The sequence below is a fragment of the Mesorhizobium sp. M0166 genome, assembly GCF_040322255.1.
In the GTDB taxonomy this organism is placed as follows: domain Bacteria; phylum Pseudomonadota; class Alphaproteobacteria; order Rhizobiales; family Rhizobiaceae; genus Mesorhizobium.
The window spans coordinates 50,163-75,254 of sequence record NZ_JAMYTD010000007.1; the positions used below are offsets into that span (position 1 = coordinate 50,163).

A 25,092-nucleotide genomic window follows, 5' to 3' on the forward strand; every position below is an offset into this window, starting at 1 on the left:
CCCGCCGAAGCTAAAATGAAACAAGCGCCCCGCCATGAGGTGGAGCGCTTGCCGGTATCAACCGATCTCGATCATATTCCGCCGTCAGGCTCCGACTTCTGTAGGAAACCTTTGGCGTCGTCGGGATCGGGCGGCAGGTAGGCATCATAGGGATTGCCGTCGGCAAGATGACCGAACGGGGTGAACACGTAGTCCGCGCCCTCCCGCCCGACCGCGCAGATTACATAACGCCGCTGCCCGGTCGCCGCGTCGGCGCATTCCATCAACGCGAGGTTGCCGTCGCTGGCGGCACGAAGCAGCGTCTGGAAGTTGCTGCGGGCATGGTCGGGAATGCTCATGGCAAGTCCTTCGCATCTCCGGGTTCAACTGGATCGCGGGCGCCCGCGAGGATCGCTTCGCCGCGCGCGATCGCCCATTCGGCCTTGCCGAGCCACCCCGGCGGCGTCGGTCGGCGGGCCTTAGCATCGCCGACAATGATCTTGAGCAAGCCCAGCATGAGTTCGAATTGTGCGGCCTTGCGCTGCACCGCTTCCCCAAAATGTGCATGAACCGGAATGGCCTGTCCACGATACGCGGCACCGGCACCCTCCCATATGCCGGTGACATGGGTTTCGCCCGAGGACTCGCAATCCTCCCGCTGACCCGAACAGTCAGTGTCCTCGATGGCATATCGGCACGCGACGTCGGGTGTCTCAGCCAAATAGGTTGAATGCCGGAACACTGGTAGGTGGTACGTCGTCTCGATGGTGAATTGCGGCATTTGCTGCTCCTAAAAAAAAAGGGCGGCCCGGCGTTCGTCTCCGAGCCCCGGCCGTGGCGGGTCGAGGTTGATGTCCATGCGTGCAGGTGTTACGCGGCCGCCCGCCCCTCGACGACGTCGGCGCCGACTTCGTCAGCGGTGACGTCTTCAAGACGCGCATTGCGGTACCCGGTCTTGGCCAACCAGAGTGCGGCCGCCTCCCGGCTCTCGGCGAGGTGCAACAACTCGTCGTCGTCGCCGATCTGCTGCAGGACCCGGACCATGCCGATACCGGGCGGCTCGACGATCTTGAAGCTGAGGTCGCTGTCGACCGAGTAGGTTCGCATGACCGTCACGAGGATGACGCCGCCGGAGGAGAAGTTACCTTCATTGAGCGTGATCGAGGCCGGTGCGCTGTAGGTCGGACGGTCGCGCGGCGATGCCTTGCGGACCAGACGGCCGAGGCCGTTGCGACGGCCCCAGTCGGCGAGCTTGCGGGTAAAGCGCGCCGGCGGTTTGGGGGTGCCGTCCGAGTACTGGATCAGCGAGCCGAGCGGGGCGTTGTCATAGACGATGTGGGCGGACATGGATGTCTCCTGAAACGAAAAGGCCCGACAGGGCGTCGGGCCATGAGGGTGGAACGGGGCGACCGGAGTCGCCCCGTCGATGGGTGCTATTCGGCAGCGACAGCGTGTGCGATGACCTCATCGGCTGCCGCCGAGTCGTCTTCGTCATCGCCGGCGAGGAATTCGGGCAGGTCAGGTTCCTCGCCCTCGCCCGGCTGCGCGGGCGGTGCGTCATGATCGATCAGACGGAGCGGTTCGGGTAGCCAGCCACTATCGGCAAGGAGGCGTTCGGCCTCCTTGGCCATGTCGCCCTTCTTGAGGTGGTCGATGAGTTGAGCCGCCTGCTCGCTGGCACCTTCGCGCACGGCTTCGAGGATGCGGGACTTGGTGACCCGGCCGAGATAATTATCGACCGTCGGCCGCCAGCCCGCATCCACCATGTCGAGCCCGGTGGCGTGGGAGAGCCGGTCGGCTTCGCGCAAGCGCTGCTCCAGCCCGTGCTGGGAAACGCCGCTGCCATAGGGGTTAGGTCGCTCGAACAGCGCGTTGATCCCATAGCTGACGCAATGCGCCAGCAGTGCGTGCTGACTGGCTTCATCGAGACTGTCGAGCCAAGCCCACAGAGTCTGGTCGTCACCGAGCGGAATGTCGCCCTTCCACGCCTCATGGCGTTCGTCGATCGCCTTGGCCGCGGGGCTGTCTTTCAGCTCGGCGTCTTGCGTCGGCAAGTGGACATGTCGGACGAACGCCTCGAGGCAGCCGGTCGCGGAGCGATGACCGAAGGTGTCGAGGACGAGCCGATGCAACAGCGCCGTGATGGCCACATGCTGGTTCTCGGCCACGGCATTGCGCAGCGCCAACGTGCGATAGGCGGTGAGTTCGATGACCAGGCGCTCGGGCAGCGGCTTGATGGTGTCGCCGTCATCCTCCTCAGGCTCGGACGCCTGCGCGCCGATGGTGATAATGGCGCGGCTGACCAAAGGATCGTGTCTGCTATCGTCGTTCTCGGTTGCTGGCTCGGCGGAGTCGCCATCAACCGCCTGCATCGCTTCGTCCTCGGGGCGTACATGGCCCCGATCGACGACGAGATCGCCATCGCGATCGATGCTGATGAACACACCGGCGCGGGCGATCTCGGCCCGATCATAGTTCATCGGCCGGCTCTCGAAGGCCTCAAGCGCGGTCTCGATCTGACCGAGGCGCTGATCGACATCGTCGGGGAGTTCGTCGGCCTCGCCATACTTGGCTTCCAGCCGATCGTACTCCGCCCGCAGGGCTTCGCGTTCCGCCCGCTCCGCGTCGCTCAGATCGACGGGGGTGCCGGCCAGTGCCCGCAGACCGTGATTGTGCCCGTAGGGCAAATCGGCATCGACTACGATCCACTTCCAGCCCTCCGCCGCGATCTCGTCGGCGATCGACTTCAACCTGTCGCGGACCAAGCGGTCGAGCAAAGCGGGGTCCTGCAGCCAGCCGCCATTGTCGGCCTCGAACAGGTCGCGCAGCACCACGCCGCCGGCGGCGACATAGGCCTCGACACCGACGAACAGCGCCCGGCGATCGCTCGCGCGCACCGTGGTCTCCGTCAGTAGGCGCCGGATCTGCTGCGGCTCCTTCGACCAGGAGTTTTCGAGCGCCTCCCAAACCTGCTCCTGACGGGCGTGATCGTCGGTCACGGTGAAGGCCATGAGATGCTCAAGCTTCATGCCCTCCTGCTCGTAGATATCGTGCAGCTTGGGCGAGACCCTGGCGAGGCGCAGGCGCTGCTGCACGAACGTTGCGGATACGAAGAAGCGTGCCGCGATCTCCTCATGGCTGGCGCCCTGGTCGTGCAGGGTCTGGAAGGCCCGGAACTGGTCAAGGGGATGGAGATCCTCGCGCTGGAAATTCTCGGCCAGCGAATCCTCCTCGATCGGCACCGCGCTGTGGGCGTCGGTGACGACGCAGGGCACGGGCTCGGTTTTGACCATGCGCTTCTGCTTGATCAGCAATTCGAGGGCGCGATAGCGGCGCCCGCCCGCCGGCACCTCGAACATGCCGGTCTCGTTGCCCTCGCCATCCAGCACTGGCCGGACGTTGAGGCTCTGGAGCAGGCCGCGCCGTCCGATCGAGGCGGCGAGGTCCTCGATCGTTTCCCCGCGCTTGATGCGTCGGACATTGGACTGGCTCAGCATCAGCTTGTTGAAGGGGATGTCGCGCGATGTGTTGAGGGTGATCTTCTGCTTGACGGTTGCCATGGGGATTATCTCCGCGACGGGCGGCCGAGACTCTCTCGACCTCCAAACCCGTCAAAAAGACGGGCGCAGCCCTCTCACTCTGAGAACTACGCCGCACACGGAAGATCTGGAGGGGCAAAGGGCCGCAGACACGACTCCGCGCATCTGCGGCTTTGCGGATCTCAAACTGAGATCTCACTCGCCGTCTCGGCCGGACCGGGCGGCGTTGTAGAGGATGCGTTCCGCGTCGCGAATGCTTCCGGCCCGCTGGGCGGCCTCTGCCCAGACCGAAATCGGCAGGGCTGTGGCAAAGAGAATGTCACGCTCGATGCCCATGCCGAAGGGCAGCCGGACCGACGTCATCTCGAGGAGCGAGAAACTGCCCAGTTCGGGATAGCCGAGGTCGGCGAGGCCAAACATGGCGTCGCCATCGGCATCCAGCTCGGTCGCGAGCCAGGTTCCTTCGCCGAGCGGATTGAAGAACTTCACGACCGGGACGTGATCGGCGTTGCGTTCGCGACCATTGGTGAGCAGGCGCTCGCGCAGTTCGTCGGTGAGGAGGATCATGCTACCCTCCTGTCGATCTCGGCCGGACCTGCCTTGGCTCCGCTGTCGGGTTGCGACAGGAAGGCGAGCAGCCAGTCGGCCGCCTTGCTGGCCTGGGAGGCGGCACGCACGATGGCGCGGTTGTCTTTGCGCAGGACCTCGAGCCAGGAGGCCAGGTAGTCGGCGTGGCGCACGGTCGGTACGATGCCAAGCGAGGCGCAGCAGAAGGCCGCGTTCATCTCGGCAACCAGTTCCTCGAAAGCATATCTCTTGGTGCCGAAGGCGCCGCCGAGATCACGGCCGACGCGGGAGGCATGGCCGGTTGCATGCCCAAGCTCGTGCAGGGCGGTGCGGTGCCAGTCGATGGTCTCGAAATAGGCCTGCGGTGGCGGCACCCGCACGTAGTCGTGCGCCGGCACATAGTAGGCGCTGTTGCCACCGATGCGGAAATCGATCCCTGTCGCCTTGATTAGCGCGTCGACGGCCGGCTCGATCAGTCCGGGCTCTGGTGCAGGCGGAGCCACGGCCAGATCGTCGGGCAGATTTTCACATTGCGCTACGTTGAACACAATGAAGCGCTTCAGAAACGGTATGGCCTGTGCTGCCTCGCCGGTTTCCCGCGCGCGGTTCTTCTCGTCGTTAGGGATGAAGCGGTCAGCATAGACGACGGTGGTCCCGTGTTCGCCCTTGCGGACATGGCCGCCCAGCGATAGCGCCTGGCGGAAAGTCAGCCAGCCCTGGAAGGGAAACCCATGCTCGACGACCGCACCCCACAAGATTAGCACGTTGATCCCTGAATAGGTGCGGCCAGAGGCGGCATTGGCCGGCAAGGCGAGCGGCGCTCGCGCCGCCGCCGTGCCCCAGGGCTGCACCCAGGGAAAGCGCCCAGCTTCCAGCTCGGCGATGATCTTGTTGGTGATATCGTCATAGAGGCTTGTCCGGTCGGCGCCGGCGCGAGCGTAATGTCTGGACATCGCAGTTCTCCGCGACGGGCGCCGGAGGCCTTCCCTCCAGCTCTCAACCCGTCACGGCAAACGGGTACGTACTCTCACTCTAGACGGCGTTGCGGGGGCCTCCCGCAGAAGGGGGGACGCTCTCGAACTTGGGGCAAAGGCGGTTCGCGCCAAATCAGCAAATGTCGCTGACTATCTAGGTATGGTCACGGCTACCGGACTGCGTGGCGGATCCGGTCGGTAAGCGTTTGTTCGACGTCGAAATAACTTTCCCAGGCTTCGGGCAACTGAGCCCGCGCGGCGGCGGCGAAAACATCGAAACCATTGGCGCTTTCGCAGGTGGGCAACTCCTCCCAGCTGACGGGCACCGCGCACGACGCCCCCGCGCGTGCCCGAGTCGACCAGGGGCAGATTGCGGTGGAGCCCTGGCCGTTGCGCAGGTAATCGAGAAACATTCGGCCCTTGCGCTTCGCCTTGCTCATATTGGCGACGAAGCGCGACGGATCCGTACGGGCCAGCAGTTCGGCGAAATCTTGGCAGAAGCTCTTGACCTCGTCCCAGTCTGCCTCCGGGACGAGCGGGACGACCACATGAACGCCCTTCCCGCCGGACAGCAACGGCCACGATTGCAGTCCTAGCACTTCCAGAATGGCCCGAATGTCGAGGGCTGCCTGCTTGACGGCAGTGAAGCCCAAGCCCTCGTCGGGGTCGATGTCGAAGATCATGCGGTGCGGCAGATCCGGCTGCTGACGACGGCTTCCCCAGATGTGGAATTCGAGCACGTTCATCTGGACGCCTGCGATCAGCCCAGCCAGGTCATCGACCCACAAGATGCGGCTTTCCTTGCCCGACATCTTCTCCAACTGGCCGTCATGGATGGCCTTGGGCATGCCTGGCAGTTTGTGCTTCTGAAAAAAAGTCTGCTGCAGGTCGCCATCGGTATCGCGCACCAGCGACAGCGGCCGATCCTGGATGTGCGGCAGCATCTTCTCGGCGACCACGGCGTAGTAGGCGGCGAGCATGGCCTTGGTCACCTTGGTCCCCGGATACATGACCTTGTCCGGATGCGTCAGCTTGACGCCGATAGCAGCGGCGATCTCCTTGCCGATTCCGGGATCGAGATTGGCGGAGCCAGGAGTTGCCGGCGTCTTCGGCATTTCCATTACCACCTGGTCGGCTCGCTTGTCTTCGCGCATGCCCTCAAAGCTTGGATGTCGCAAGCTGCCGTCCGGTGTCACCTCGGCATAGGTCACTTCGGCGACAAGCTCGGGCTTCACCCACCGGGCACGGCGGGCAATGTCTCTCGGAACGGAGACGAAAGCCGGTTTCTCAACACGGCGTTTCTCGAGCTTTGCGAGGATGTCCTTGCGCATCGCCTCGGTGAACCCCGTGCCGACGCGGCCGCGATAGATGAGCTTGCCATTGTCGTAAGTGCCGAGGATTAGCGAGGCCATGCCATGTCCTGTGTCACTTGGGCGATAGCCGCCGACAACGAATTCCTGTCGCTTCGTGCACTTGATCTTGAGCCAACTCCCGGTGCGGTCGCCGACGTAGGAGCTGTCGGCGCGCTTCGCGATGACGCCTTCTTGGCCGCCCTCGCACATGGCGTCGAACACCCTTTTGCCTTGGTCGACGATGTGGCTGGAGAATTGCAGGCTGTCGTCAGGGCGGCGCGCGCCCAGCAGGGACTCAAGTCGCGCCTTGCGCTCGAGGAGCGGCTGGTTCGACAGATCTTCGCCATCGAATTCAAGCAGATCGAAGGCGTAGAACTTGAGGGGCATACCCGCGGCAATGCCGGTTTTCAGCATGGAGAAGTTCGTGCGGCCCTGGCTGTCGATGGCGACGATCTCACCATCGATCAGTACCGCGCCCTTGGTCAGTCTCTGAAGCGGCGGCAAGATGACCTTGAACTGTCGGGTCCAGTCGTGGCCATTGCGGGTATAGACGACGACATTCGAGCCGGCGATGGCGACTTGGGCACGATACCCGTCGAACTTCATCTCGAAGAGCCAATCCTCGCCCACCGGTATGTGGTCTGTCAGCGTGCATAGCTGGAAGGGACGAAACTCCGGGAGCCGATATGTAGGGACAGAGTCTGAGTCTCTGGGCCGTGTGCGCCTTTTGCTGAGGGTGCCGTCTACGGCCGACATGCGGAACTCGGATACATGGTCCGATTCAATACCGTGCCTGGGATTCGGTTCCATGCCCAAGCATCCCGCGCCGGCGACCGTCGGCGCTCAAAGGAAGAACGGCGTATAAAACGCAGTCCTGCGCGCGTCCGCAACAGCGGACAATTGTCGCGCGCCGGACGGAGGAAATTCGCCCCCGCCGCGGGCGGTGAACGGGACAGCCGTAGGAGCGTCAGCATAGCGCCGGCCGCAGGACGGGACGCGGGACCGACTGTCCCCGTCCGCGGTGGTCCGCATGACTTTGCGACACGGTGGAAACCGACCAGCTGTGATCGCGCTGAGTTCCGGTCCTAGGCGGTCAAGCCGCCGATCGGCAACGACGCTACTGGCTTGCCAACACCAGCGCCGAGCTGGTCTGGAAAAAATCGATCAGGTCCTGCGCCCTTCGGCTCTTCTCAATTGCGTGGCAGCTTGTGAATTTCCAGCCTGACCGGCCCGCCCCTGTCACAGCTGGTGCAGAAGAGCGCTCGCTCGACCGAACTGAACAGAGCGCCTTTTCCATAGCGTTCGATGAGCCCGGCAGGCTTTACCGTTGCATGGTGCGAACAGGATCTGCACCAGGCCCGCAATACATGCCATTCGCGAAGATCGCCGAGCGCCACATCGAGGCCGGCGTGAACGCTGCCGTCGATGATGGTCTGTGGCGGTATCTTCACCTCGCCTGGCGTCAGGATTTTCTCCATCACATGCCGGCTGTTGTAGTGGATCAGCAACATGCCTGGCCGGCGCCGGATGGCAGCTTGCCAGGCTGCCTGACTCACCGTTGAATCGGGGGAACGCGAAATGGTTTCCGATAGAGCCTGCTCGTCGCGATCCCATACCTCGATCCGAAAATTGTCTTCCGCTGTTTTTGCCATAGCTTCGCCGGCCAGCGCGGTTGACGCCGAGCCATGGTCCTTTGCTGCTCCAGATTACGTTGAAATAAGGAACATATTCCTGTCTCGTCAAGGCCGCTCTTGACTTTTTGTTCTCTTTTTGTTCGCATAGGCAGAGATAGGCCATAGGAGGCGAGCCATGGAACTTCGCTTGAACATTGAGGACGCAACACCCCAAGAGCTCGCACGCGGCATCGCGGCAGCCGAAGCAGTGTTTTCACGCGCCGGCATTACGGCTTTGCAAGGCGCGGAAGGGCTGTTTGCGTTGGAAGGGTGGGATATCAAAGGCTTTCCGGAAGGCGACAAGCCTACCGAGGACGAGGATCGCGCTGCCACAGTTTGGTTGGAAGCCGACGAGGCTGCGGCGGCTGCATGTTGTGCGGGCTGGCCGGAGGACAAGGTTCCGCGCCATCAGGTCATGGAACTGATCAACGTTCCCCGCACGAAGTTGCAAGCCGAGGCGATTCCAGACACCTGGCCAGAACGGAAGCAGCTCTATCCTGACGTCGTTAAGCGGCTGGAATTCACGACCGGCCCCGACCGCCAGATCGATTTCGATATTGCCTTCGTTCTCGGTTGGGTTCCCGAGCGGCCGACGCTGGATCGCGTTGAGCCCCTTTCGGAAGATGGAGACCGTATCCCCTTCTTCACCAGCGACCTTGCCCAGGTCGAAGAGATGGCTCGCAAGGCGCTCAAGGATTGGACAATCGAGATTGACCGGGATCCCTGTGATGCCCACGTTTTCGACCCTGCGGCCGGCGATGACGATGACGATGATGAATTGCGCATGGCGGCTTGGCGTGATTTCGACGGCTCCTTGCATATGGAGAAGCCGCCGGCAAATCCTGCAATCGCGCTGACGCTGGCAATGATGCGCGGCCAGTCAATGCATTTCGAATAGTGGTCAAACGCAGTCGGGGCTCACCAACGCCATCGGTCATAGACCGCGACTGGCCACATCAGGTTGCGCTGCCGGCTGACCTTCATCAAGCAATGCCGAGACTTCGGCTTCGGTATCGATCAGGTGCGCGTCTTGCTGGAGCTATCGATCAACACCGACCGCGATTGCGCGGAAACGCGCGACATTGCACAGGTATCGCCGAACTGCGCTTGCTCGAACGTCGGCTGGATAGCTTCGTCACCCGCTGCAACGTCGCCTGCGCCGGCGGGCCTGGCCAGGACTGCATGATCTTCAAGGATATGGCCGGCGCCCCTGGCGGCGGGCGCTGTTGCGGTTGATGGTCTGGATCGCGGAACGGCCAAAATCTATCTGTGACGCCAGACGTTCACTGCGGAAATCACCAGGATCGCAGCAAGGGCCGGCAGCAGGATTGGGCTCGGCACAACGTCAAGCAGCAGGCCGCCGATGAACGTGCCGACGATGGAGCCGGCCGCCATGACGAGTAAGAAGGTCTTGTTGCGGCCGAGGACGGAAAAGCTCTGGTTCCGACTATAGCGGGTGAACCCCACCAGCATGGTCGGTAGGCTAACCGCGAGGGACAGGCTCCCAGCCAGTTTAATATCGGCGCCGAACAGCAGCACCAAGGTGGGGATGAGAAGTTCGCCTCCTGCCACGCCAAGCAGAGACGCCACAACGCCGATGACGAAGCCGGCGGCAATGCCTGCCACCGCTTGCGCAGCCCCGTTCAAAAGGGGTGCGCCCGACCTCGCATCGTGGCCGAACATCAGAACCGCAGCGATCACGACGAGAAGCACGGCGATCACGCGGTAGAGATTTTCCGACTTGAGGCGTGTTGCCCATCCTGCCCCGAGCCAAGCCCCAAGCAGGCTTCCGGCCAGCAAGTTCAGAATTATGGTCCAATGCCCAGCGATTTCGGAAAACGGCACCGTGCGAGCGCGAAAGGGCAGCGCCGATGCCACCACCACGAGGCTCATGGCCTTGTTGAGGATCACGGCTTCCAGTGCCGCAAACCGAAATGCCCCGATCAGGAGCGGCAAACGAAACTCTGCGCCGCCAAGGCCGATCAATCCGCCCAATGCACCAATGACCGTCCCGCCACCGAATGCCAACGCCTTGTTTTGTGCCACGCGCAATTCCCAACCGTTTTGGGCAACATGGCATGAGCCGCAATGCCCGGCCATAGATACCGAGTGAGGCATGAAGGGCGAATTAGGCCACGGAACGATGTTCTTCCCGCGCCGCCTGCCGCACTTCGCGCGCCGCATCCGCGTTCATCACTGCGATGCCCAGCCCCACGATCAGATCCGGCCACGCCGATCGCCACAAGAAGGCCGTCACCAGCCCTGCGGCAATAATGCCGATGTTGGCGAATGCGTCATTGCGGGCCGACAGGAACGCGGCCTTTGTGAGACAGCCGCTATGATGACGGTACGCGGCGAGCATGTAGGCACAGGAAAAGTTGACGGCGAGAGCGCCGAGTCCCGCCAGGGTCAAGGCGATAGCGTGGTTGCACAGGCATGTTGAACTTCTCCCACGCCGTCCAGACCGTTGCCAGGCTCGGCACGAGCAGAATGAGCGCCAGTGCCATCCCCACCCGTGCGCGAGAGCGCAACGACCAGCCGAGTGCGAGCAGGATAAGGAGATTCACCGAAGCATCTTCCAGAAAGTCGATGCTGTCGGCGAACAGAGACACTGACCCGATGGCGAGCGCCAGAGCGAACTCGATGCCAAATAGGCGAGATTGAGTAGCGCCACGCTGAGGACGATGCGACGGAGTGAAGAACCCATCTCCGTGAAATATCGGAGCCCGGGTTATTCTGCCACCGGGTTGCCTGCTCGTGAGTAAATCACGGTTTTGCATGGGACCAGAGCCTTCAGGCCTCCTTCACGTCGGGGTGTTGAGCGCTGAAGCCATTGTTCCATAAACGCACCCGAGCAGAAGGCGGCAAGAGGAAGCAGCGCTTCTATCTCTGACGAAATCGCAAAACAACGGCACAGCCAGGGGTCGTGCTGTGCCGCGATCGCCGTCGCCGCACCTCATGCCAGTCGCGCCAACTCCAGCCCGAAGCTTCTGTCGTTGAACCGCTTTGCCAGGGCGAAGGCGTCGCCAAGAGAATACAGAAATGTACCTGGGTGCTTGGCGACCCAGCGTTCACCGGATGAGCGCGACGCGAAAAAGAAGATAAAGTGGCAAAACTTCGCCATCACGTTGGCGGCGGACGTACCGAAAATCTCCGCATCGGGCAGAATGAATGAGACAACGGCTTTGTCAGGCTCGACGGATTCGATCCTGTCTGGCGTCACGACAAGCCGCACAACCTCGCCGCTTTCCGGATCGGGCGACGTGACGCGCGCCGGACGGCCGAGGATTTCGGGAATGAACAGACTGTCCCAGGCACACCACGTCCATAGAGTGCGACCGTCTACCTCCAGGGAATGATGCATCGGCGCCGTCGCCAGCCCGCCAAAGCCGAGTACGCGTCCCCGATCGTCAAAGTAGGCGAAAGGCTTGATCGAGTCTCGTTGGAGGAGCGCAAAGGCCCCGGCGGCAGAGATCCCGAGCACCCGGCCCAACTGCGCGGCATCGACCGCGCGACCCCTTGCAAGCTCGCGGTACAACGCGACTGCGGCGTGCTGTTCCTCGGGCGAGAAATGCAGCAGATGGATTTCCAAGGCTTGCCAGTACTCCTCCAGCGAGGGGATCTTCGGCGTCAATGTCATGGTTCCCTATCCGGCGCAGCAGGACAGTTTCTTCACGTCCCTGTCGAACGCCTGAGCCGCGAGCTTCAGGCCCTCGACGGTTGTGAGGTAAGGGAAGATCGTCTCCGACAGGTCATCGATCGTAAGACCGCAGCGAATGGCCATTGCCGCCGTCTGGATGCTGTCGGCGCCCTCCGGCGCCAGAATGTGCGCCCCCAGCAGCTTTCGGGTTGCCCCATCCGCGACGAGCTTGATCAGCCCTCTTGTATCGCGGGCCGCAAGCGCGCGCGGCACATTGTCAAGCGAGAGCACCGAGGTTCGCACAACGTGCCCGGCACCCCGGGCTTGCGCCTCGGTCAATCCGACGCTCGCAACCTGTGGATCGGTAAAAATCACGGCCGGCATCGCGGCGTTGTCATATCGGAGGCTGTTGCCGTTCAGGGCATTCCTGGCCGCAAGTTTCGCGCCATAAGCAGCCATGTAGACGAACTGATCTTTGCCCGTCACGTCGCCCACCGCGTAGACGCCTGTCTTCGAGGTGCGCATGCGATCGTCGACGACGATTGCGCCGGAAGATGTCTGCACGACGGCCGCCTCGGAAAGTCCGAGGCCTTCGGTGTTCGGCGTTCGCCCCGTGGCTACGAGGATCCGTTCGGCAGTCAATACTTCTGGACGGCCGTTCCGGAGAATGGCGAGCGCCACTCCGCCATCTTCGGTTTTGCGGATGGAATCATAGGTCAAGCCATCTATCACCGCGATGCCTTCATCCGCCAGATAGCCCGCGAGCGCCTGCCCGATCTCGGGCTCAGCCTCCGGCAGAAGGCGGCTGCGGAAGACAAGCGTCACCGCGACGCCAGCTCGTGCGAAGGTTTGGGCGAGTTCGGCCCCGATATAGCCGCCGCCGACGACAATCATAGTACGCGGCAGTCGGGTCAGGGCGAGCGCGGTTGTGCTGTCGAGGGACGGCACATCGGCGATCCCCGGGATAGTCGGCACTGCCGGGCGAGCGCCCGTCGCAATGATTATGCGCTCCGAGGCGAGGCGCTGCCCATTCACGTCGACGCCGCCGTCGACGAGCCGCGCCCGGCCTTCCCGGTAGACCATGTTGTTGTATTCCGGCAGGAGGTCAGCGTATTTCGCCTGGCGCAGTCCTGCAACCAAAGCGTCCTTCTGGGCGACCTGTGCAGCCCAATCGACCACACGGGCGCCGCCTTCAATGCCAGCGAACCGGACCGGAGCGGCATTGGCGTGATGCACGGCTTCGGTGGCGCGGATCAGCGTTTTCGAGGGAACGCAGCCGACATTGACGCAGGTGCCGCCGATCGTACCGTGCCCGACGAGAGCAACCTGAGCACCCTGTTCGGCGGCGGCGATCGCTGCCGAGAAGCCGGCTGAGCCGGCGCCGACGACAACAAGGTCGTAACGACCGTTTCCGTTGTTTGCGCTTGGCATGCAGCAGTCGCTCATGACTTCAACTTTCGTGAGTTATTGCCCGCCTCGCAGCAATCAGCGGCGGATGAAGAGGTGGAACGGTTGCGTCGATGGAGCCGACCCTGAGACATCGTAGCCCTTGGCGACCGACTGCGGCACATCAGCCACTCGTCTTTTTCGAAATGTCGGCCGGATAGCCCTGATCGGTGGTGGCCTTGATCAGCGCCTGGGGCGAAGTCTGCCCGTCGTCATACCTTACCGACGCTGTTACGTCGGCTATTCCGTCTGGCTGGCTGACCGAAACCGAGGACACCCCTTTTACATGCTCCAGCGTGCTCTTGACGATTGGACCGCAGAACACGCAGCCGGCGTGGTGCACGTCGAGTAGGACCTTGGCCTCCGCTGCCTGAGCAGCGATCGGCGCGAACAATAGGCCAAGCCCGAAAACGGTGCCGAGGTAAGGTTTCATGGCTAGAATCCTTTCAGGTGAGGTCATGGTTAGGGTTCTCAGGAAACGAGGAAATATCGAACGGCGTAGGGGAAACCGACCGCGACGACGACCATTGCGCCTGCGGTCCAGAGGCCGATTTTCGCGATCCGATCCGAGCGCGGCGTGGCGCAGTAGCCGTCTGCGCAGGCGACCTTGGGCCTCCGGTAAACACGCCAGGCTCCGTAACCAATGAAGCCCAACGAAACCGCCGCGAAGATTGGCTGGTAGGGTTCAAGCGCGGTCAGATTGCCGATCCAAGCGCCACTGACGCCGGCAAGGAACAGGCCGAACGGCACCATGCAGCAGCTTGCCGCGCCCAGTGCTGCCAGGATGCCGCCGACCGACAGCAGGGCCGCCCCATCAAAGCGGTTTCGCGTCGGTACCATGTCCACGCTTGCCAGCACCGTTGCTTTGTCTCGAACTGTCATTGAAGCCGCTCCCGTAATTCGTCTATGGTAACCCTACTGTCTGTAGTGACTACAGGGTCAAGCGTGGACCGATCACGTCTTTGCGAGGGCAGCTATGAAGACGACCGAAGGGCTTTCCATTGGTGTTCTGTCAGAGCGCAGCGGCGTGAACATCGAGACGATCCGTTACTATGAGAAGATCGGCGTCATGCCGTCGCCCGCGCGCAGCGCCGGCGGCTACCGGGTCTACGGAACGGAACATGTGAGACGCCTGCATTTCGTCCGCCGAGGGCGGGAGCTTGGCTTCAGCCTCGATGAGCTGCGTGGCCTGCTTCATCTGGTCGATGGGCATACCTACACGTGCGGCGAGGTGCATGCGCTCACCGTCAAGCATCTCGCCGATATTCGTCAGAAGATCGCCGACCTGCGACGGCTGGAACGCGTGATGTCGGACATGGCTGCGCGATGCACGGCGGATCAGCTTCCGGAGTGTCCGATCATCGATGCTCTGTTCGAGATGCGGCCAGTACGCGGGCGAACGCTCAATCGCAGGTCTCGTGCCGTGAAAGGCGCCTCGCCAGCATAAATCATGCTGTGGCCTCCGCCGTACAGCCATCGTCTGGTAATTCCGCTAGCATCTGGCCATGTACGGAATACGACCTTTTTTCTTTACATCGGCATGGCCTGAGTAAAGACTGAAGTTAGTAGGCCAATATTCGTCGTGAAACCCTGTACGGAATACTAAAACGCATGTTCCGTTCGAACCTGGCGGCCATTTTATCGAAAGCCTGTGCCAGGCGCCCCGCCGTCTGACTAAAAGTCACACATGCTCCAACTGCCTACACGCAGCGCCAGACATATGAGCGTCCTATTCTTTGGGCCGATTGCGGAGTGGCAGCTTTCTGGCTTCGTAGACAGATATCAGACAGTTAGTGCCAGGGTCGTGAACTGACCCTAAGTCACTCAAGGCAAGCGCGGCCGAAAATATGGATCCGTTCTGGGGCAAGGTCGTCATCAAGGTCAGATAGCAAATCTCTCCTCGTGGAAACGCAAGACGGCCAAGCTCTCTGTACTTGGGTCCGCTACCTGGGCCGGCCAGGGTCAGCGCCTCGGTTTATCGAGTCAATTCTCAGGCGACCGAAACCTCTCATGGCATCCGTTGCAGATTTTCCTGATCCGCTCGAAAGAAGCGGCGAGCGCGGGCTTATCGCCGAGGGTCGCTGTCGCAACAAAAGTCTCGGTCGCGTTATGCAGCCCCTGCATTGCCTCGTGGAAAGCCTCCGGCTTTTCCCAAATTGCCGGCAAGGCATTGCTGTGATGATCGATGCTGCCGGGCGGAAACAAGGTCGTGGTTCGGTGGCAATTGTCGTGGAGAGCACCGGCATGCTGAACAATGGCCGCCGCATCGAACGGCGCCCTGCCCGCGAGCATCTCTCCGATGGCCTTCAGCTCGCGGCCCATGTTCTTCATCGCTGTCATGCGTTCGGCGATGATACCCGTCGCCCCCTTGTGTGCCAGCGCCGCACCCGCAATGAGCATGGCTGCTAACGCAATGGCCGCGAGCTTGAACATTCAAATCTTTCGTCCACGACGGGACCCGCCGCTGCGCTAAGCGGCAGGTCTTATTCGACTACTTGACCGGAATCATCAGGTGCGCATAGGGGGTGTCGGGGAACATGACATATGGCTGCGTCTGGTCCGGCTCGTGGGGATACAAGGCCATAATGTCCGGTGCGTTCATGACCATGACATGGGGACCATCATGTAGCCATTCGGCCCCTTCCGCCGGCTTGGTTGCAAAGGGGTCGGTATTGCTGGCCGCATCGCCCCCCTTTAGCATGTAGGCGAAAGCGACCTTGCCTTTCGGCGGCTCGCTCTTTGACATGATCGCGTGCATCCACGCCATCCCGTTCTCATCTGTGCACATCGGATCGTCGGCGGGAGTTCCAGGGTCGTCCGGGATGCATGTGAAGCCGTTCGTGCCCTTTCTTATCGTCTTCATCTCCCAATTCACGACGGCGGCGTTTTTGCCGACAGCCTCCGGTGCTGCCGTAATCGCATTCTCAATCAACTGCTCTTCGCTTTTATCAGCCGCAGGTGCGGGGAATGCCCAAGCGGCGGCGAGAGCTGCCAAAAACACGGGGCTTGAATGGATGCGCATTTCCTCCTCCTTAGCGAGCGCAGATTTTGCCGGCGCATCGCAACGAGCACAGCTCCCGCTCTTTGGAGTTGGCTGCTGCCCTAGGACTTGGGCGCGCCGAAGACATAAGATACTCCTAATATTACGTTGGGTCACCTAGGGATGTGACGCCGGGCCGCCTGACGAGGGCCGCCCGTCAGGCGGCCGGCCGAATGTTTTGGTTCACCCTGAAGAGGTTGTTCGGGTCGTATGTCTTCTTCAGCGTAGCCAGGCGCTCGTAGTTGTCACCATAGGCCGCCTTGAGCCTTGCATCGCCCTCGTCATCCATCATGAAGTTCAGGTAGGCGCCACCCAGATCGAACGGATGCACCGCCTCCCAATAGGCCTTGGTCCAGCGCGTCACCGGCCCCGCTTTCTGTGGGTCCGGATCGATCCCTGCGATAACCATCGACCAGGTCGCATCACGGCAATTCCAGGCTGTCTGGTCTTTGCCGATGCGATGGACGGCTCCATCGATCGGATAGAGATGCATGAGCGATAGCTCGCTCGGCGTCTTCGCCGCCTGATCGAGATGAGCGTCAATCGCCGCGTCAGACAGTGTCTTGACGAAATCGCCCCGCCAATACCACTGCATCCCCTTCAGGTAGAGCCCGTCGAACATGCTCTGCACGGCGGGATAGGGCATCGTTCCCATCCAATTGAACCAAGGCGCAGGGAGCGCATCGATGAGCGGGGCTAGCGCCTCTCTACCCTTTTCCTCCGGACCGCTATAGCAACACATCAGGAGACACATCCGCTTTCCCCCAAAACTCTTCCGGAAACGGCGCGCTCGAGAGGATTGTCTTGAGCCCGAGGAAGATCCCGAGTTCCTCGGGCGCGTCCGGCAGGAACTCGCGATAACGCTGCATGATGGTGCGGCCGTGTTGCTGATCAAATGCGATCGGCCCCGCAAAGACCATGTTGACCCGGTGAAGCTGGAACACAAAACTGGTGACGACGCCGAAATTGCCGCCACCGCCACGCAGCGCCCAGAACAGGTTGGGGTCCCGTTCCTTGCTGGCGGTGACGAAGCTTCCGTCGGCAAGCACGACATCGGCCTCGATCAGATTGTCGATGGTCAGGCCATATTTGCGCGTCAGATAGCCGTGGCCGCCACTCAGCGTCAGTCCGGCGATCCCGGTGGTCGAGATGATGCCCGCCGGTACAGCCAGCCCAAAGGCATGGGTGGTCGACGTCGCCCTGAGTGCAGCCCGCGCCTACCCGTGCCGGGCTGGTTCTAGTATCGCGACCCCTCTCCTTGATAGGGCAACCAACGAATGAGTCTCGATGAGATCACTCAAGCGACGATCGCTTTTATGCGGGCGCATCAGGCATGGGGCATCCCGCTGGTGCTCTTGCTGGCCTTCGGCGAATCGCTGGCCTTCATCTCGCTGCTGCTTCCCGCAACCGTGATCCTCATTGGCGTGGGTTTTCTGATCGGCGAAAGCGGCGTCGCGTTCTGGCCGTTGTGGCTGGCGGCGATCATCGGCGCGGTGCTGGGTGATTGGCTGTCCTACTGGGTTGGCACCCGGCTGGGAGACAGGGTGTCGCACTATTGGCCCCTGACGCGCTACCCCGATCTTCTTCCGCGTGGCCATAGATTCTTCGAACGCTGGGGTGGGGTGGGGGTGTTCATCGGGCGCTTCTCAGGTCCGTTGCGCGCCTCCGTTCCATTGGTTGCGGGCGTCTGTGAGATGCCTGCTTTGACGTTTCAGATCGCCAACGTAACCTCGGCCTTGCTGTGGGCGACAGGCATACTCGCGCCAGGTGCGTTCGGTCTCAAATGGGTGCAGGCTTGGATGTAGGCACTTCACGGCGCGCGAGCAGCTTGTCGATCCGCCTTCCGTCCATATCGAGGATCTCGAAGCGCCAGCCTTCATAGTCAAACCGCTCGCCAGCTTCCGGAAGGTGACCCAGCTGGGACAAAGCGAACCCGGCGATCGTATGAAAATCACCCTCTGCCGCCCCTGATCGAAAGCCCAGGCGAGCGAAGGCATCATGCGCCAGCATCATCCCGTCGATCAGCAGGGAACCGTCATCACGTTCGACGACATCGGGGTCTTCACCTTCCAGGTCTGGAAGGTCGCCTGCGATGGCTTCGAGCAGATCGGTCTGGGTGACGATCCCCTCCAGAGCGCCATATTCGTCGATGACGATCGCCAAGCGCACCGGCGCCCGCTTGAATTGATCGAGAACGCGGAAGATTTGCGTTCCTTCGTGGACGATCACGGGTTCGCGGATAACCGCCATCGGATCGAGCGTTTTTCCATCGAGCACCTGGTCAAGGAGATCCTTCTTCAGGATCATGCCGAGCGGTTCGTCAATCCCGCCCCGGCCGACCAGAAGCTGCTCATGGCGACATTCGCGGATGGTGCGCAGAATCTCGTCTGGGCTGTCGTCAGCGTCGATCCAGTCGATATCGCGTCGCGGTGTCATGATATCGGCGATGCGCCGATCTCCGATGTTGAAGACACGCTCGACAAGTTCCTGCTGAGTTTGGTGAAGCAATCCTGCCTCCTGGCTTGCCGCCACGAGCAGCTTCAGCTCGTCAGGCGAATGCAAGGACACCTCCCCTGTGCCCGGGCGCAGACCGCAGAGACGCAGCACTAGATTGCCGAGACCGTTCAGAGCGAGGATCGCTGGTCTCAGCAGAAACAGAAACAGGCCGAGCGGGCGTACGACCCAGAGTGCCGTGCCTTCGCTGCGTTGAAGCGCCAGGCTTTTCGGCGCCAATTCGCCCAGGACGATGTGAAGAGCGGTGATGATGATGAAAGCGATTACGACGGCGATCGTGTGCGAAGCTGCCGTAGCCAGGGACCCCATTACTCCCAAGAGGAGTGGCTCGATCAGATGGGCAAGTGCGGGTTCACCGACCCAGCCGAGCGCCAGCGATGAAATGGTGATGCCGAGCTGGGTCGCAGCCAGATTGGCATCGAGATTGACCAAGGCTTTTTGAAGCCGGCCGGCGTTCAAGCGCCCGGCAGCCGCAAGCTCGTCGACGCGGCTGCGTCTAACCGCTACCAGGGCAAACTCGGCGGCGACAAAGAAGCCGTTTGCGCCTACGAGTACGAGAACCAACAAAATTCCAAGAATGTCGCGTAGGCTACCATCGTCCGCCGGCATGATATCCTCGGTATGAAAAAGCTACGGTCGTCTCTGAAGCGTATTTGCCGCTATCGCGCAACCGCCGTTCGGCCTTGAGCATCATTGCGCAGCTATCACGGTAGCGTCGTTGACTGCCGGTCAATGAGTGGCAGAATGACCAAATCCTCTCCGCAGACGGCCGAGCTCAAACTGGCTTCTCGGTGATCAAGGTCAATGGCAGCGCTGCGGACAGGTCGCCTTTGATCCAGTGATTTAGTAAAATAACCGCGATCCCGGCGAGGATCGCCAGCACTATCATCCAAATGATCTTCTGAAGATCGGTCATCTTATCATCTCCCGAGGCGCACCATAGGGCCTGGTGCGAGCCAGCATCCGGTCTCGCCGACTGCGGTTGAACTCAGTATGAATAGCCACCCCGGACATCGCGGCTCACCATGCTGAAGGTCGCGCTGGCGCGCTAGCGGACTCTTATCTGCGTTTATCGCCGTTCGTCCGAATTACTTCTCGCGGCCGGTAACCGGAGTTCGCCCGTCGCAGAAGCCCGTTGAACAATTGAGCCCTTCGAGTACCTTTTCCGACTGCTTGACCTTCACGATTCGATCTTACGCCTATGGACCGAGCATGTTGAGGCGGCGCACATCATCGGCGGTCTCAGCCAACAGCCAGTCACGGAATGCCGTGATTTTGGGGAGCATCGACGTCGCCTTGGGGCAGACGATCCAGTAGGTCTTGGACAATCGCAGCGTCGTGGCGAACGGCCTTACGAGGCGCCCGTTGATGAGGTCCCAAGCCGCAAGCGTGGTGCGGGCGAGTGCGACGCCCTGGCCGTCGACGGCGGCGTCTATGACCATGCTGGCGCGGTTCAAGACCGGTCCGTGGGAGAGTTCGGCATTGACCACGCCAGCGGCCTCGAGCCATTCCGACCAGTCCTTTCGGTCATCAAGATGCAGCAACGGAAAGTTCAGCACATCGGACGGCTCGCGCATCCGCTGGTGAAGTTTGGGACTGCAGACCACGAACAGTTGCTCGGAGCACAGGCGGACAACATCATGCCCCGCCCAATTGCCATCGCCATGCCGCACGGCAAGATCGACGTCCTCTCTAGCGAAGTCGACGTGATGCATGGTTGCGGAAATCCTGAGATCGATGTCCGGATGCGTCTCGGCAAACCTGCCAAGGCGGTTTACCAACCACTTGGCGGCAAAGTCGGGCGACGTGCTGACCGTCAACGCTCCGGCCCGAGATAGATGCTGGATGCGTTGCGTGCCGAGAGCTATACGGTCGAAGGCATCGCGCACCACCTCCAGATAGGAGAGGCCGGCTCGTGTGATGCTCAGCTTTTGACGTTCACGATCGAACAGCCTGATGCCCAATTCGAGTTCGAGCGCCTTCACCTGATGGCTCACCGCACCCTGCGTGACGGAAAGTTCGTCCGCCGCCCTGGTGAAGCTCTCGTGGCGCGCCGCCGCCTCGAAGGCTTTGAGGGCGTTGAGTGATGGCAGTCGGCGGGCCAATTTCGCACCATGTCATGAGAAATATTGGGCCAAGCACGAGAAACCATGCTTTGCGCCCGTGGGCAGATTGGCGCATTTCCGCAGCACACGTCAACCAGTGCACTCCGGAAGGATGAGAAATGTTGATTGAGACGCCGAGGCGTTCATCGCCACAGGCAAGTGCCTATCGCGTCATGGAAAATTTAGTGCGCTCGATGGCATCGGTGGCGCGCTGGATCGAAATCCATCGCCAACGGGAACAGCTGGCCGAACTCGAAGATCATCAGCTGGCAGACTTGGGTCTGAGCCCTGCGCAGGTTCGGAAGGAATGCGCAAAGTGGCCGTGGCAGGCCTAATTCTCGACTGAGGCCGATATCCTCACGGGCAGCGCAGGGTCATCATTTCGCTTGTCGTTGCCAAGTCAGGCAAGGCACTTGCGGCGGCGGCTACTAACCATCCCGACGTTCCTCTGGCGGACGAACCTTACGGAACATTGTAAGCAGAAGGATGTCGTAGACAATCTTCAAGGCGCCCGCGATGAGCAGCGGCCAACCGAAACCGGAAATTGCGAGTAGCGAGCCGGCAAGCATCGGACTGGCGGCCGCCGCGAGGCTGCGAGGCACAGCGGTGACACTCGCCGCCGCTGCTCGCTCACCCGGCGTCACCACAGCCATGACGTAGGAGGTGCGGGTCGGTACATCCATCTGCGACAACGCGCTCCTGATCAGCAGAAGGACAATGACCGGCCCCAGGCTCGGCATGAAGGGAATGAGCAAAAGGCAAAGACTGGACGGCAGGTGCGTAAACACCATGGTGTTTACGAGCCCGATCCGTTTGGAGATTTGCACTGCCACCAGATACGACCCGGCCGACAGGATGCCCGTCAAGAAGAAGATCGCACCCGTGGCAGCGAGTGATAGGCCGAACTGTTGGAAAAGCCACAGAGCCAACAATGACTGGACCACGAAGCCTCCCGCAAAGGCATCAAGGCTGAAGAGCGCAGCGAGCGTGAGGACGATGGCTCGAGACTTGCGCAATGGCTCTGCCGGTACCGCACCAGCATCGAGCGGCTCGTCCGGCAGTTGCCGATAAAGGAGCAGCGCTCCTACTCCCAGAAAGGCATAAAGCAGGAAGGCGATCTGGAGAGCTTGCTTGATGTCCAGGTCGACAATCTGGCGGAGTAGGTCGGGGACGCCAGCCGCCAGAGCCCCGACGGCCCCAACAAGTGAACCGACGAGACTGTAGCGTGCAAAGAGCGCGGTGCGGTCGCGATCAGTGACGCTGTGAGCGAGTTGCGCGTGCTCCAGCGGCAGAAACACACTGACGTCGCCCGAGGATGGGTTCAGCGTTCCGACGAATGCGATAAGGAGCAGCGGCCAGAAATCGTGAACCAACGCGAAGGCAATCCCCGTGACGACCATCAGGACGGCGGCTGCAATCAGCAGAGAGCGGCGGGAGAAATGGTGCGCGACAAACCCGACTGCCAAGGTGAGCGCCGCCGAACCCGCGAGCGTCGCCGTTGCGAGTGTCCCGATCTCGAAAGCGTTGAAGCCGAGCGCGGCCAAATAGGCGGGAAGCAGGAGACTGACCAGTCCATCACCGAACGCCCGTAACCCCCTCGAAGTCAGCAGGTACGTGGCTGCCGGCCCGGCACCGGAAGGCAGGAGTGCAAACCGCCGTCTTGCAGCCGGTTCGCGCAAAGCATGCATCGGCCTTTGGGCTGTCAAGAATGCCTCCCGGTGAATGATTACGCCGACCGCACAGCTTAAATCGATCCGCTGGCCACCCCGTAGAGTAAGCCGAGGATCGAGCATGCGGCGAGCACCGGGATCATACCGATCTTGAAACGGAATACCGCCAGCAGCGCCCCGAGCGTCAGCACCAGAGACGGCAGGTTGATGGAGTTGAACACGGGAACGTCCAGCGTCATGCCCAGCCAGCTGACCTCACGCAGCTCGCGGAACAGCACGTGAAGCGCGAACCACACCGCCAGGTTCAAGATCACTCCAACCACCGCTGCCGTGATGGTCGACAGCGCCGCTGACAAGGCCTTGTTGCTGCGCATCGACTCTATGTACGGCGCGCCGAGAAAGATCCAGAGAAAACACGGGACGAAGGTCACCCACGTCGTCAGAAGGCCGCCGAGCGTTCCGGCGACCAACGAATTAAGCACGCCCGGTGCGCGGTAAGCTCCCATGAAGCCGACAAACTGGGTGACCATGATCAGCGGACCGGGTGTCGTTTCTGCCATGCCGAGGCCGTCCAGCATCTCCCCCGGCTTGAGCCAGCCATAATGTTCAACGCCTTGCTGGGCGACATAGGCAAGCACCGCATAGGCACCGCCAAAGGTGACCACTGCCATCTTGGAAAAGAAGATCGCGATGTCGGTGAAGACGTTGCCTTGCCCAAGGAATACAAGCAGCCCGAGGACCGGGACCAACCACAGCAGCAATCCCACCCCGGCGACCTCGAACCACCACCGGGCGGATGGCCGTGCATGAGCCGGCACCCCTTCGCCGAGTGCCGAGTCGGCATCATTGACCTGGGTGCCGCCAAGCTTGCCGTGTCCGTTGCCTGTCTGGAATGCAGCCCAACCCATCTTGCCGCCGACGTAACCGATCACGGCCGCGACCAGGATGACCAGCGGAAACGGCGCCTGGAAGAAGAACAAGGCAATGAAGGCTGCTGCAGCGAGGCCTACCATCACGTTGTTCCTGAGCGCCCGCCTACCGATCCGCAGGACCGCTTCGAGAACGATGGCCAGAACTGCAGCCTTCAGGCCGAAGAAGAGCGCCTGGACGGCGCCGACGTTGCCGAAGATTGCGTAAATCCAGCTGAGCGCCATGATGGCGATCGCGCCTGGCAGCACGAACAAGATTCCGGCGACGAGACCACCTTTGGTCTTGTGCATAAGCCAGCCGATATAGATGGCCAATTGCTGCGCCTCCGGACCGGGCAGCAGGGTGCAGTAGTTGAGCGCATGCAGGAATCTGGTCTCGCCGATCCAGCGTTTTTCTTCCACGATGATCCTGTGCATCATGGCGATCTGGCCGGCCGGGCCGCCGAAACTGAGCATTGCCACGCGAGCCCACACGCGCATGGCGGCGGCGAACGAAATGCCATGGTCGTGGGTTTCGGCCGACTGCGGCTGGGTCGCGATGGGCTGCGCTAGATCGGCCATTGCTTGGGTCCTGACGGTCATCCGCGTTTCTTGCGGAAATACTGATAGAGGTTGTCGAAGACAGGAGCGCCCTGCGCGATCCGTTGCTCGTCGCTCTCGTTCGCCATGGCGATGCCGGCGATCAGGCTGGCAATGCCCGTCGCCTCCTCGCGGCCGAACTTCCCGTCCTTGAGGTCGATGTCATGGACGATTTCGGCGATGGCCTGCAGTGCCGGATCGTTCATTCCGGCCCGGGTAAGCAGCACCTCAAAGCTGCAGCGGTCGCCTTCATGGGTGATTTCGCCCTCGAACATGTCGAAGCGCAATTCCCCCTCGTTCGGCACGTATCCCTTGCCCGCCACGAAGCGAATGATCGCATCGGCATCGATGAAGCGACGGATCAGCCAGCTGCAGGCGATCCGGTCGACGTACACGTCCCGGCGCGTGACCCAAATCCGGCCCTTGAGCTCGCTCGGCTCGGCCGCCTTCTTCGGTTCCTTGGTCATGGCCTTGTCCTCTATAAACTGTGCCTCGAGTTCGGCGATCAGTCCCTCGCTGGCGAGACGACCGTTGGCGCCGAAGAAGTCGATCGTCACGACGTCCGCGAGCCGCTTGCGCAAGCGGCCGAGCTGCGGACGCGCTTCCGCATGTTTTTCCGCTGTCGCGTCGGTCTTGATTGCTGCGGCCAGAGCGCGCGCTTCCTCGACGATCTCTGCATAATCGGCGTCACGGGCGGCGTCGAAGAGCGCCCGGACCTGGGTGTCGGACAAACCATCGACGAGGCGCGCCTCGCACATCATCGCCTCGCCGCCGCCAGCGACGATCTCCTTGAGAAGCCATTCGAAATCCTCCTGCATCTCGGCATTGGCCGGCAGGGCGTAAACGGTGCTTTTGACTGCGACCGCGCCGATGCCTTGCAACCGTCGCCAGATCTTCACCCGGAAATAGGCGGGCTTGCTTGGCAGCTGATGGATCAGGAGCAGCCAGCGCTGCTCCTGAGGTTGCCCCTCACTCATAAGTGAACCGTATCACGAACAAGGCCAAATGCAACACTTGTATCATTTTACATTCAGGCATAGCGTTCGCCTCCTCACGGATGGGCCGTGCCGCAGAGTGGGGAAACC

At 61.7% G+C, this 25,092-nt stretch carries 28 protein-coding genes and 2 pseudogenes; 5 read left to right on the forward strand and 25 right to left on the reverse strand.

Translation table 11 applies throughout. From position 1 onward, the window contains the following. Window positions 1-71: 71 nt before the first annotated feature. The 8 genes from NKJ46_RS11120 to NKJ46_RS11155 form a co-directional block, all read right to left on the reverse strand. The gene (locus NKJ46_RS11120) at window positions 72-338 is read right to left on the reverse strand and encodes a DUF6117 family protein (RefSeq protein ID WP_352447728.1); all 267 of its coding nucleotides are present in this window, start codon (window positions 336-338) and stop codon (window positions 72-74) included. Further along, on the reverse strand, window positions 335-760 hold the full coding sequence (locus NKJ46_RS11125) for a hypothetical protein (RefSeq protein ID WP_352664852.1): 426 nt from the start codon (window positions 758-760) through the stop codon (window positions 335-337). Before NKJ46_RS11125 ends, NKJ46_RS11120 begins: the two co-directional genes overlap by 4 nt. A gap of 89 nt (window positions 761-849) precedes the next feature. Continuing rightward, window positions 850-1,326 carry a UCP036055 family protein gene (locus NKJ46_RS11130; RefSeq protein WP_352664854.1) on the reverse strand — a complete coding sequence of 159 codons (477 nt, stop codon included), beginning with the start codon at window positions 1,324-1,326 and terminating at the stop codon, window positions 850-852. Between the two features lie 86 nt (window positions 1,327-1,412). Beyond that, complete coding sequence (locus tag NKJ46_RS11135) at window positions 1,413-3,539, reverse strand: ParB/RepB/Spo0J family partition protein (RefSeq protein ID WP_352664856.1); 2,127 nt, start codon at window positions 3,537-3,539, stop codon at window positions 1,413-1,415. Window positions 3,540-3,713: 174 nt separating this feature from the next. After that, the gene (locus NKJ46_RS11140; RefSeq protein ID WP_352664858.1) at window positions 3,714-4,085 is read right to left on the reverse strand and encodes a DUF2958 domain-containing protein; all 372 of its coding nucleotides are present in this window, start codon (window positions 4,083-4,085) and stop codon (window positions 3,714-3,716) included. After that, window positions 4,082-5,038 carry an ArdC family protein gene (locus tag NKJ46_RS11145; RefSeq protein ID WP_352664860.1) on the reverse strand — a complete coding sequence of 319 codons (957 nt, stop codon included), beginning with the start codon at window positions 5,036-5,038 and terminating at the stop codon, window positions 4,082-4,084. The genes NKJ46_RS11140 and NKJ46_RS11145 overlap by 4 nt, the downstream gene beginning before the upstream one ends. Before the next feature lie 191 nt (window positions 5,039-5,229). Continuing rightward, complete coding sequence (ligD, locus tag NKJ46_RS11150; protein ID WP_502903385.1) at window positions 5,230-7,167, reverse strand: DNA ligase D; 1,938 nt, start codon at window positions 7,165-7,167, stop codon at window positions 5,230-5,232. A gap of 434 nt (window positions 7,168-7,601) precedes the next feature. Continuing rightward, window positions 7,602-8,063 carry a hypothetical protein gene (locus NKJ46_RS11155; protein ID WP_352664864.1) on the reverse strand — a complete coding sequence of 154 codons (462 nt, stop codon included), beginning with the start codon at window positions 8,061-8,063 and terminating at the stop codon, window positions 7,602-7,604. A gap of 157 nt (window positions 8,064-8,220) precedes the next feature. On the opposite strand from NKJ46_RS11155, the gene NKJ46_RS11160 reads away from it, so the two are divergent. After that, window positions 8,221-8,982 carry a hypothetical protein gene (locus NKJ46_RS11160; protein WP_352664866.1) on the forward strand — a complete coding sequence of 254 codons (762 nt, stop codon included), beginning with the start codon at window positions 8,221-8,223 and terminating at the stop codon, window positions 8,980-8,982. Window positions 8,983-9,105: 123 nt separating this feature from the next. Continuing rightward, window positions 9,106-9,270, forward strand: a complete 165-nt coding sequence (locus NKJ46_RS11165) for a hypothetical protein (protein ID WP_352665097.1) — start codon at window positions 9,106-9,108, stop codon at window positions 9,268-9,270. 77 nt (window positions 9,271-9,347) lie between these two features. Here NKJ46_RS11165 and NKJ46_RS11170 read toward each other — a convergent pair whose 3' ends face one another. The 6 genes and pseudogenes from NKJ46_RS11170 to NKJ46_RS11195 form a co-directional block, all read right to left on the reverse strand. Continuing rightward, entirely contained in the window at window positions 9,348-10,184 is an 837-nt protein-coding gene (locus tag NKJ46_RS11170) for a sulfite exporter TauE/SafE family protein (protein ID WP_352664868.1), read from the reverse strand. 28 nt (window positions 10,185-10,212) lie between these two features. Further along, window positions 10,213-10,791 (reverse strand): annotated as a pseudogene (locus tag NKJ46_RS11175) (cation efflux transmembrane domain-containing protein). A 249-nt stretch (window positions 10,792-11,040) separates the two neighbouring features. After that, window positions 11,041-11,724: an organomercurial lyase gene (gene merB / locus NKJ46_RS11180; protein WP_352664870.1), complete on the reverse strand. Its 684-nt coding sequence runs from the start codon at window positions 11,722-11,724 to the stop codon at window positions 11,041-11,043. A gap of 6 nt (window positions 11,725-11,730) precedes the next feature. After that, window positions 11,731-13,170, reverse strand: coding sequence for a mercury(II) reductase (gene merA, locus NKJ46_RS11185; RefSeq protein WP_352664872.1), 1,440 nt, complete (start codon window positions 13,168-13,170; stop codon window positions 11,731-11,733). A gap of 124 nt (window positions 13,171-13,294) precedes the next feature. Then, the gene (locus NKJ46_RS11190) at window positions 13,295-13,603 is read right to left on the reverse strand and encodes a heavy-metal-associated domain-containing protein (protein WP_352664874.1); all 309 of its coding nucleotides are present in this window, start codon (window positions 13,601-13,603) and stop codon (window positions 13,295-13,297) included. 38 nt (window positions 13,604-13,641) lie between these two features. Then, complete coding sequence (locus tag NKJ46_RS11195) at window positions 13,642-14,010, reverse strand: mercuric transporter MerT family protein (RefSeq protein WP_352665100.1); 369 nt, start codon at window positions 14,008-14,010, stop codon at window positions 13,642-13,644. 136 nt (window positions 14,011-14,146) lie between these two features. Here NKJ46_RS11195 and NKJ46_RS11200 point away from each other — a divergent pair, with 136 nt between their 5' ends. Then, window positions 14,147-14,617 (forward strand): MerR family transcriptional regulator, encoded by a 471-nt coding sequence (locus tag NKJ46_RS11200; RefSeq protein ID WP_352664876.1) that lies wholly within the window; start codon window positions 14,147-14,149, stop codon window positions 14,615-14,617. Between the two features lie 536 nt (window positions 14,618-15,153). Here the strand turns inward: NKJ46_RS11200 and NKJ46_RS11205 are convergent. The 5 genes and pseudogenes from NKJ46_RS11205 to NKJ46_RS11225 form a co-directional block, all read right to left on the reverse strand. Further along, the gene (locus NKJ46_RS11205; RefSeq protein WP_352664878.1) at window positions 15,154-15,603 is read right to left on the reverse strand and encodes a c-type cytochrome; all 450 of its coding nucleotides are present in this window, start codon (window positions 15,601-15,603) and stop codon (window positions 15,154-15,156) included. A 58-nt stretch (window positions 15,604-15,661) separates the two neighbouring features. After that, window positions 15,662-16,192, reverse strand: a complete 531-nt coding sequence (locus NKJ46_RS11210) for a hypothetical protein (RefSeq protein WP_352664880.1) — start codon at window positions 16,190-16,192, stop codon at window positions 15,662-15,664. A gap of 175 nt (window positions 16,193-16,367) precedes the next feature. Next, window positions 16,368-16,832, reverse strand: coding sequence for an FAD-binding oxidoreductase (locus tag NKJ46_RS11215; RefSeq protein WP_352664882.1), 465 nt, complete (start codon window positions 16,830-16,832; stop codon window positions 16,368-16,370). A gap of 106 nt (window positions 16,833-16,938) precedes the next feature. Next, window positions 16,939-17,259: a hypothetical protein gene (locus tag NKJ46_RS11220; RefSeq protein ID WP_352664884.1), complete on the reverse strand. Its 321-nt coding sequence runs from the start codon at window positions 17,257-17,259 to the stop codon at window positions 16,939-16,941. A gap of 30 nt (window positions 17,260-17,289) precedes the next feature. Continuing rightward, window positions 17,290-17,382 (reverse strand): annotated as a pseudogene (locus NKJ46_RS11225) (hypothetical protein); the annotation flags it as partial. 105 nt (window positions 17,383-17,487) lie between these two features. Here NKJ46_RS11225 and NKJ46_RS11230 point away from each other — a divergent pair. After that, on the forward strand, window positions 17,488-18,015 hold the full coding sequence (locus tag NKJ46_RS11230) for a DedA family protein (protein ID WP_352664886.1): 528 nt from the start codon (window positions 17,488-17,490) through the stop codon (window positions 18,013-18,015). Here NKJ46_RS11230 and NKJ46_RS11235 read toward each other — a convergent pair. The 3 genes from NKJ46_RS11235 to NKJ46_RS11245 all read right to left on the reverse strand — a co-directional run bounded on the left by NKJ46_RS11235 (window position 17,990) and on the right by NKJ46_RS11245 (window position 20,829). Beyond that, window positions 17,990-19,333: a hemolysin family protein gene (locus tag NKJ46_RS11235; RefSeq protein WP_352664888.1), complete on the reverse strand. Its 1,344-nt coding sequence runs from the start codon at window positions 19,331-19,333 to the stop codon at window positions 17,990-17,992. The genes NKJ46_RS11230 and NKJ46_RS11235 overlap by 26 nt on opposite strands. Window positions 19,334-19,499: 166 nt before the next feature. Further along, the gene (locus tag NKJ46_RS11240; protein ID WP_023708325.1) at window positions 19,500-19,640 is read right to left on the reverse strand and encodes a hypothetical protein; all 141 of its coding nucleotides are present in this window, start codon (window positions 19,638-19,640) and stop codon (window positions 19,500-19,502) included. A 283-nt stretch (window positions 19,641-19,923) separates the two neighbouring features. Continuing rightward, a complete protein-coding gene (locus tag NKJ46_RS11245; protein ID WP_352664890.1) occupies window positions 19,924-20,829 on the reverse strand; it encodes a transcriptional regulator GcvA in 906 nt (301 codons plus the stop codon). Between the two features lie 119 nt (window positions 20,830-20,948). Here NKJ46_RS11245 and NKJ46_RS11250 point away from each other — a divergent pair, with 119 nt between their 5' ends. After that, window positions 20,949-21,164, forward strand: a complete 216-nt coding sequence (locus NKJ46_RS11250; RefSeq protein WP_352664892.1) for a DUF1127 domain-containing protein — start codon at window positions 20,949-20,951, stop codon at window positions 21,162-21,164. A 93-nt stretch (window positions 21,165-21,257) separates the two neighbouring features. Here NKJ46_RS11250 and NKJ46_RS11255 read toward each other — a convergent pair whose 3' ends face one another. The 3 genes from NKJ46_RS11255 to NKJ46_RS11265 are packed head-to-tail and all read right to left on the reverse strand — an operon-like array spanning window position 21,258 to window position 24,984. Further along, window positions 21,258-22,622 (reverse strand): MFS transporter, encoded by a 1,365-nt coding sequence (locus tag NKJ46_RS11255; protein ID WP_352664894.1) that lies wholly within the window; start codon window positions 22,620-22,622, stop codon window positions 21,258-21,260. Continuing rightward, window positions 22,574-23,989 carry a chromate efflux transporter gene (gene chrA, locus NKJ46_RS11260; protein WP_352550975.1) on the reverse strand — a complete coding sequence of 472 codons (1,416 nt, stop codon included), beginning with the start codon at window positions 23,987-23,989 and terminating at the stop codon, window positions 22,574-22,576. Before chrA ends, NKJ46_RS11255 begins: the two co-directional genes overlap by 49 nt. Window positions 23,990-24,006: 17 nt before the next feature. After that, a complete protein-coding gene (locus NKJ46_RS11265; protein ID WP_352664896.1) occupies window positions 24,007-24,984 on the reverse strand; it encodes a chromate resistance protein ChrB domain-containing protein in 978 nt (325 codons plus the stop codon). Window positions 24,985-25,092: the final 108 nt, after the last annotated feature.

What these genes read in the sequence shown, in the direction of transcription:
- NKJ46_RS11120 (WP_352447728.1), bottom strand. Translation starts at nt 338, where the DNA reads ATGAGCATTCCCGACCATGCCCGCAGCAACTTCCAGACGCTGCTTCGT.
- NKJ46_RS11125 (WP_352664852.1), bottom strand. Translation starts at nt 760, where the DNA reads ATGCCGCAATTCACCATCGAGACGACGTACCACCTACCAGTGTTCCGG.
- NKJ46_RS11130 (WP_352664854.1), bottom strand. Translation starts at nt 1,326, where the DNA reads ATGTCCGCCCACATCGTCTATGACAACGCCCCGCTCGGCTCGCTGATC.
- NKJ46_RS11135 (WP_352664856.1), bottom strand. Translation starts at nt 3,539, where the DNA reads ATGGCAACCGTCAAGCAGAAGATCACCCTCAACACATCGCGCGACATC.
- NKJ46_RS11140 (WP_352664858.1), bottom strand. Translation starts at nt 4,085, where the DNA reads ATGATCCTCCTCACCGACGAACTGCGCGAGCGCCTGCTCACCAATGGT.
- NKJ46_RS11145 (WP_352664860.1), bottom strand. Translation starts at nt 5,038, where the DNA reads ATGTCCAGACATTACGCTCGCGCCGGCGCCGACCGGACAAGCCTCTAT.
- ligD (WP_502903385.1), bottom strand. Translation starts at nt 7,167, where the DNA reads ATGTCGGCCGTAGACGGCACCCTCAGCAAAAGGCGCACACGGCCCAGA.
- NKJ46_RS11155 (WP_352664864.1), bottom strand. Translation starts at nt 8,063, where the DNA reads ATGGCAAAAACAGCGGAAGACAATTTTCGGATCGAGGTATGGGATCGC.
- NKJ46_RS11160 (WP_352664866.1), top strand. Translation starts at nt 8,221, where the DNA reads ATGGAACTTCGCTTGAACATTGAGGACGCAACACCCCAAGAGCTCGCA.
- NKJ46_RS11170 (WP_352664868.1), bottom strand. Translation starts at nt 10,184, where the DNA reads ATGGCCGGGCATTGCGGCTCATGCCATGTTGCCCAAAACGGTTGGGAA.
- merB (WP_352664870.1), bottom strand. Translation starts at nt 11,724, where the DNA reads ATGACATTGACGCCGAAGATCCCCTCGCTGGAGGAGTACTGGCAAGCC.
- merA (WP_352664872.1), bottom strand. Translation starts at nt 13,170, where the DNA reads ATGAGCGACTGCTGCATGCCAAGCGCAAACAACGGAAACGGTCGTTAC.
- NKJ46_RS11190 (WP_352664874.1), bottom strand. Translation starts at nt 13,603, where the DNA reads ATGAAACCTTACCTCGGCACCGTTTTCGGGCTTGGCCTATTGTTCGCG.
- NKJ46_RS11195 (WP_352665100.1), bottom strand. Translation starts at nt 14,010, where the DNA reads ATGGTACCGACGCGAAACCGCTTTGATGGGGCGGCCCTGCTGTCGGTC.
- NKJ46_RS11200 (WP_352664876.1), top strand. Translation starts at nt 14,147, where the DNA reads ATGAAGACGACCGAAGGGCTTTCCATTGGTGTTCTGTCAGAGCGCAGC.
- NKJ46_RS11205 (WP_352664878.1), bottom strand. Translation starts at nt 15,603, where the DNA reads ATGTTCAAGCTCGCGGCCATTGCGTTAGCAGCCATGCTCATTGCGGGT.
- NKJ46_RS11210 (WP_352664880.1), bottom strand. Translation starts at nt 16,192, where the DNA reads ATGCGCATCCATTCAAGCCCCGTGTTTTTGGCAGCTCTCGCCGCCGCT.
- NKJ46_RS11215 (WP_352664882.1), bottom strand. Translation starts at nt 16,832, where the DNA reads ATGTTCGACGGGCTCTACCTGAAGGGGATGCAGTGGTATTGGCGGGGC.
- NKJ46_RS11230 (WP_352664886.1), top strand. Translation starts at nt 17,488, where the DNA reads ATGAGTCTCGATGAGATCACTCAAGCGACGATCGCTTTTATGCGGGCG.
- NKJ46_RS11235 (WP_352664888.1), bottom strand. Translation starts at nt 19,333, where the DNA reads ATGCCGGCGGACGATGGTAGCCTACGCGACATTCTTGGAATTTTGTTG.
- NKJ46_RS11240 (WP_023708325.1), bottom strand. Translation starts at nt 19,640, where the DNA reads ATGACCGATCTTCAGAAGATCATTTGGATGATAGTGCTGGCGATCCTC.
- NKJ46_RS11250 (WP_352664892.1), top strand. Translation starts at nt 20,949, where the DNA reads ATGTTGATTGAGACGCCGAGGCGTTCATCGCCACAGGCAAGTGCCTAT.
- NKJ46_RS11255 (WP_352664894.1), bottom strand. Translation starts at nt 22,622, where the DNA reads ATGCTCGATCCTCGGCTTACTCTACGGGGTGGCCAGCGGATCGATTTA.
- chrA (WP_352550975.1), bottom strand. Translation starts at nt 23,989, where the DNA reads ATGGCCGATCTAGCGCAGCCCATCGCGACCCAGCCGCAGTCGGCCGAA.
- NKJ46_RS11265 (WP_352664896.1), bottom strand. Translation starts at nt 24,984, where the DNA reads ATGAGTGAGGGGCAACCTCAGGAGCAGCGCTGGCTGCTCCTGATCCAT.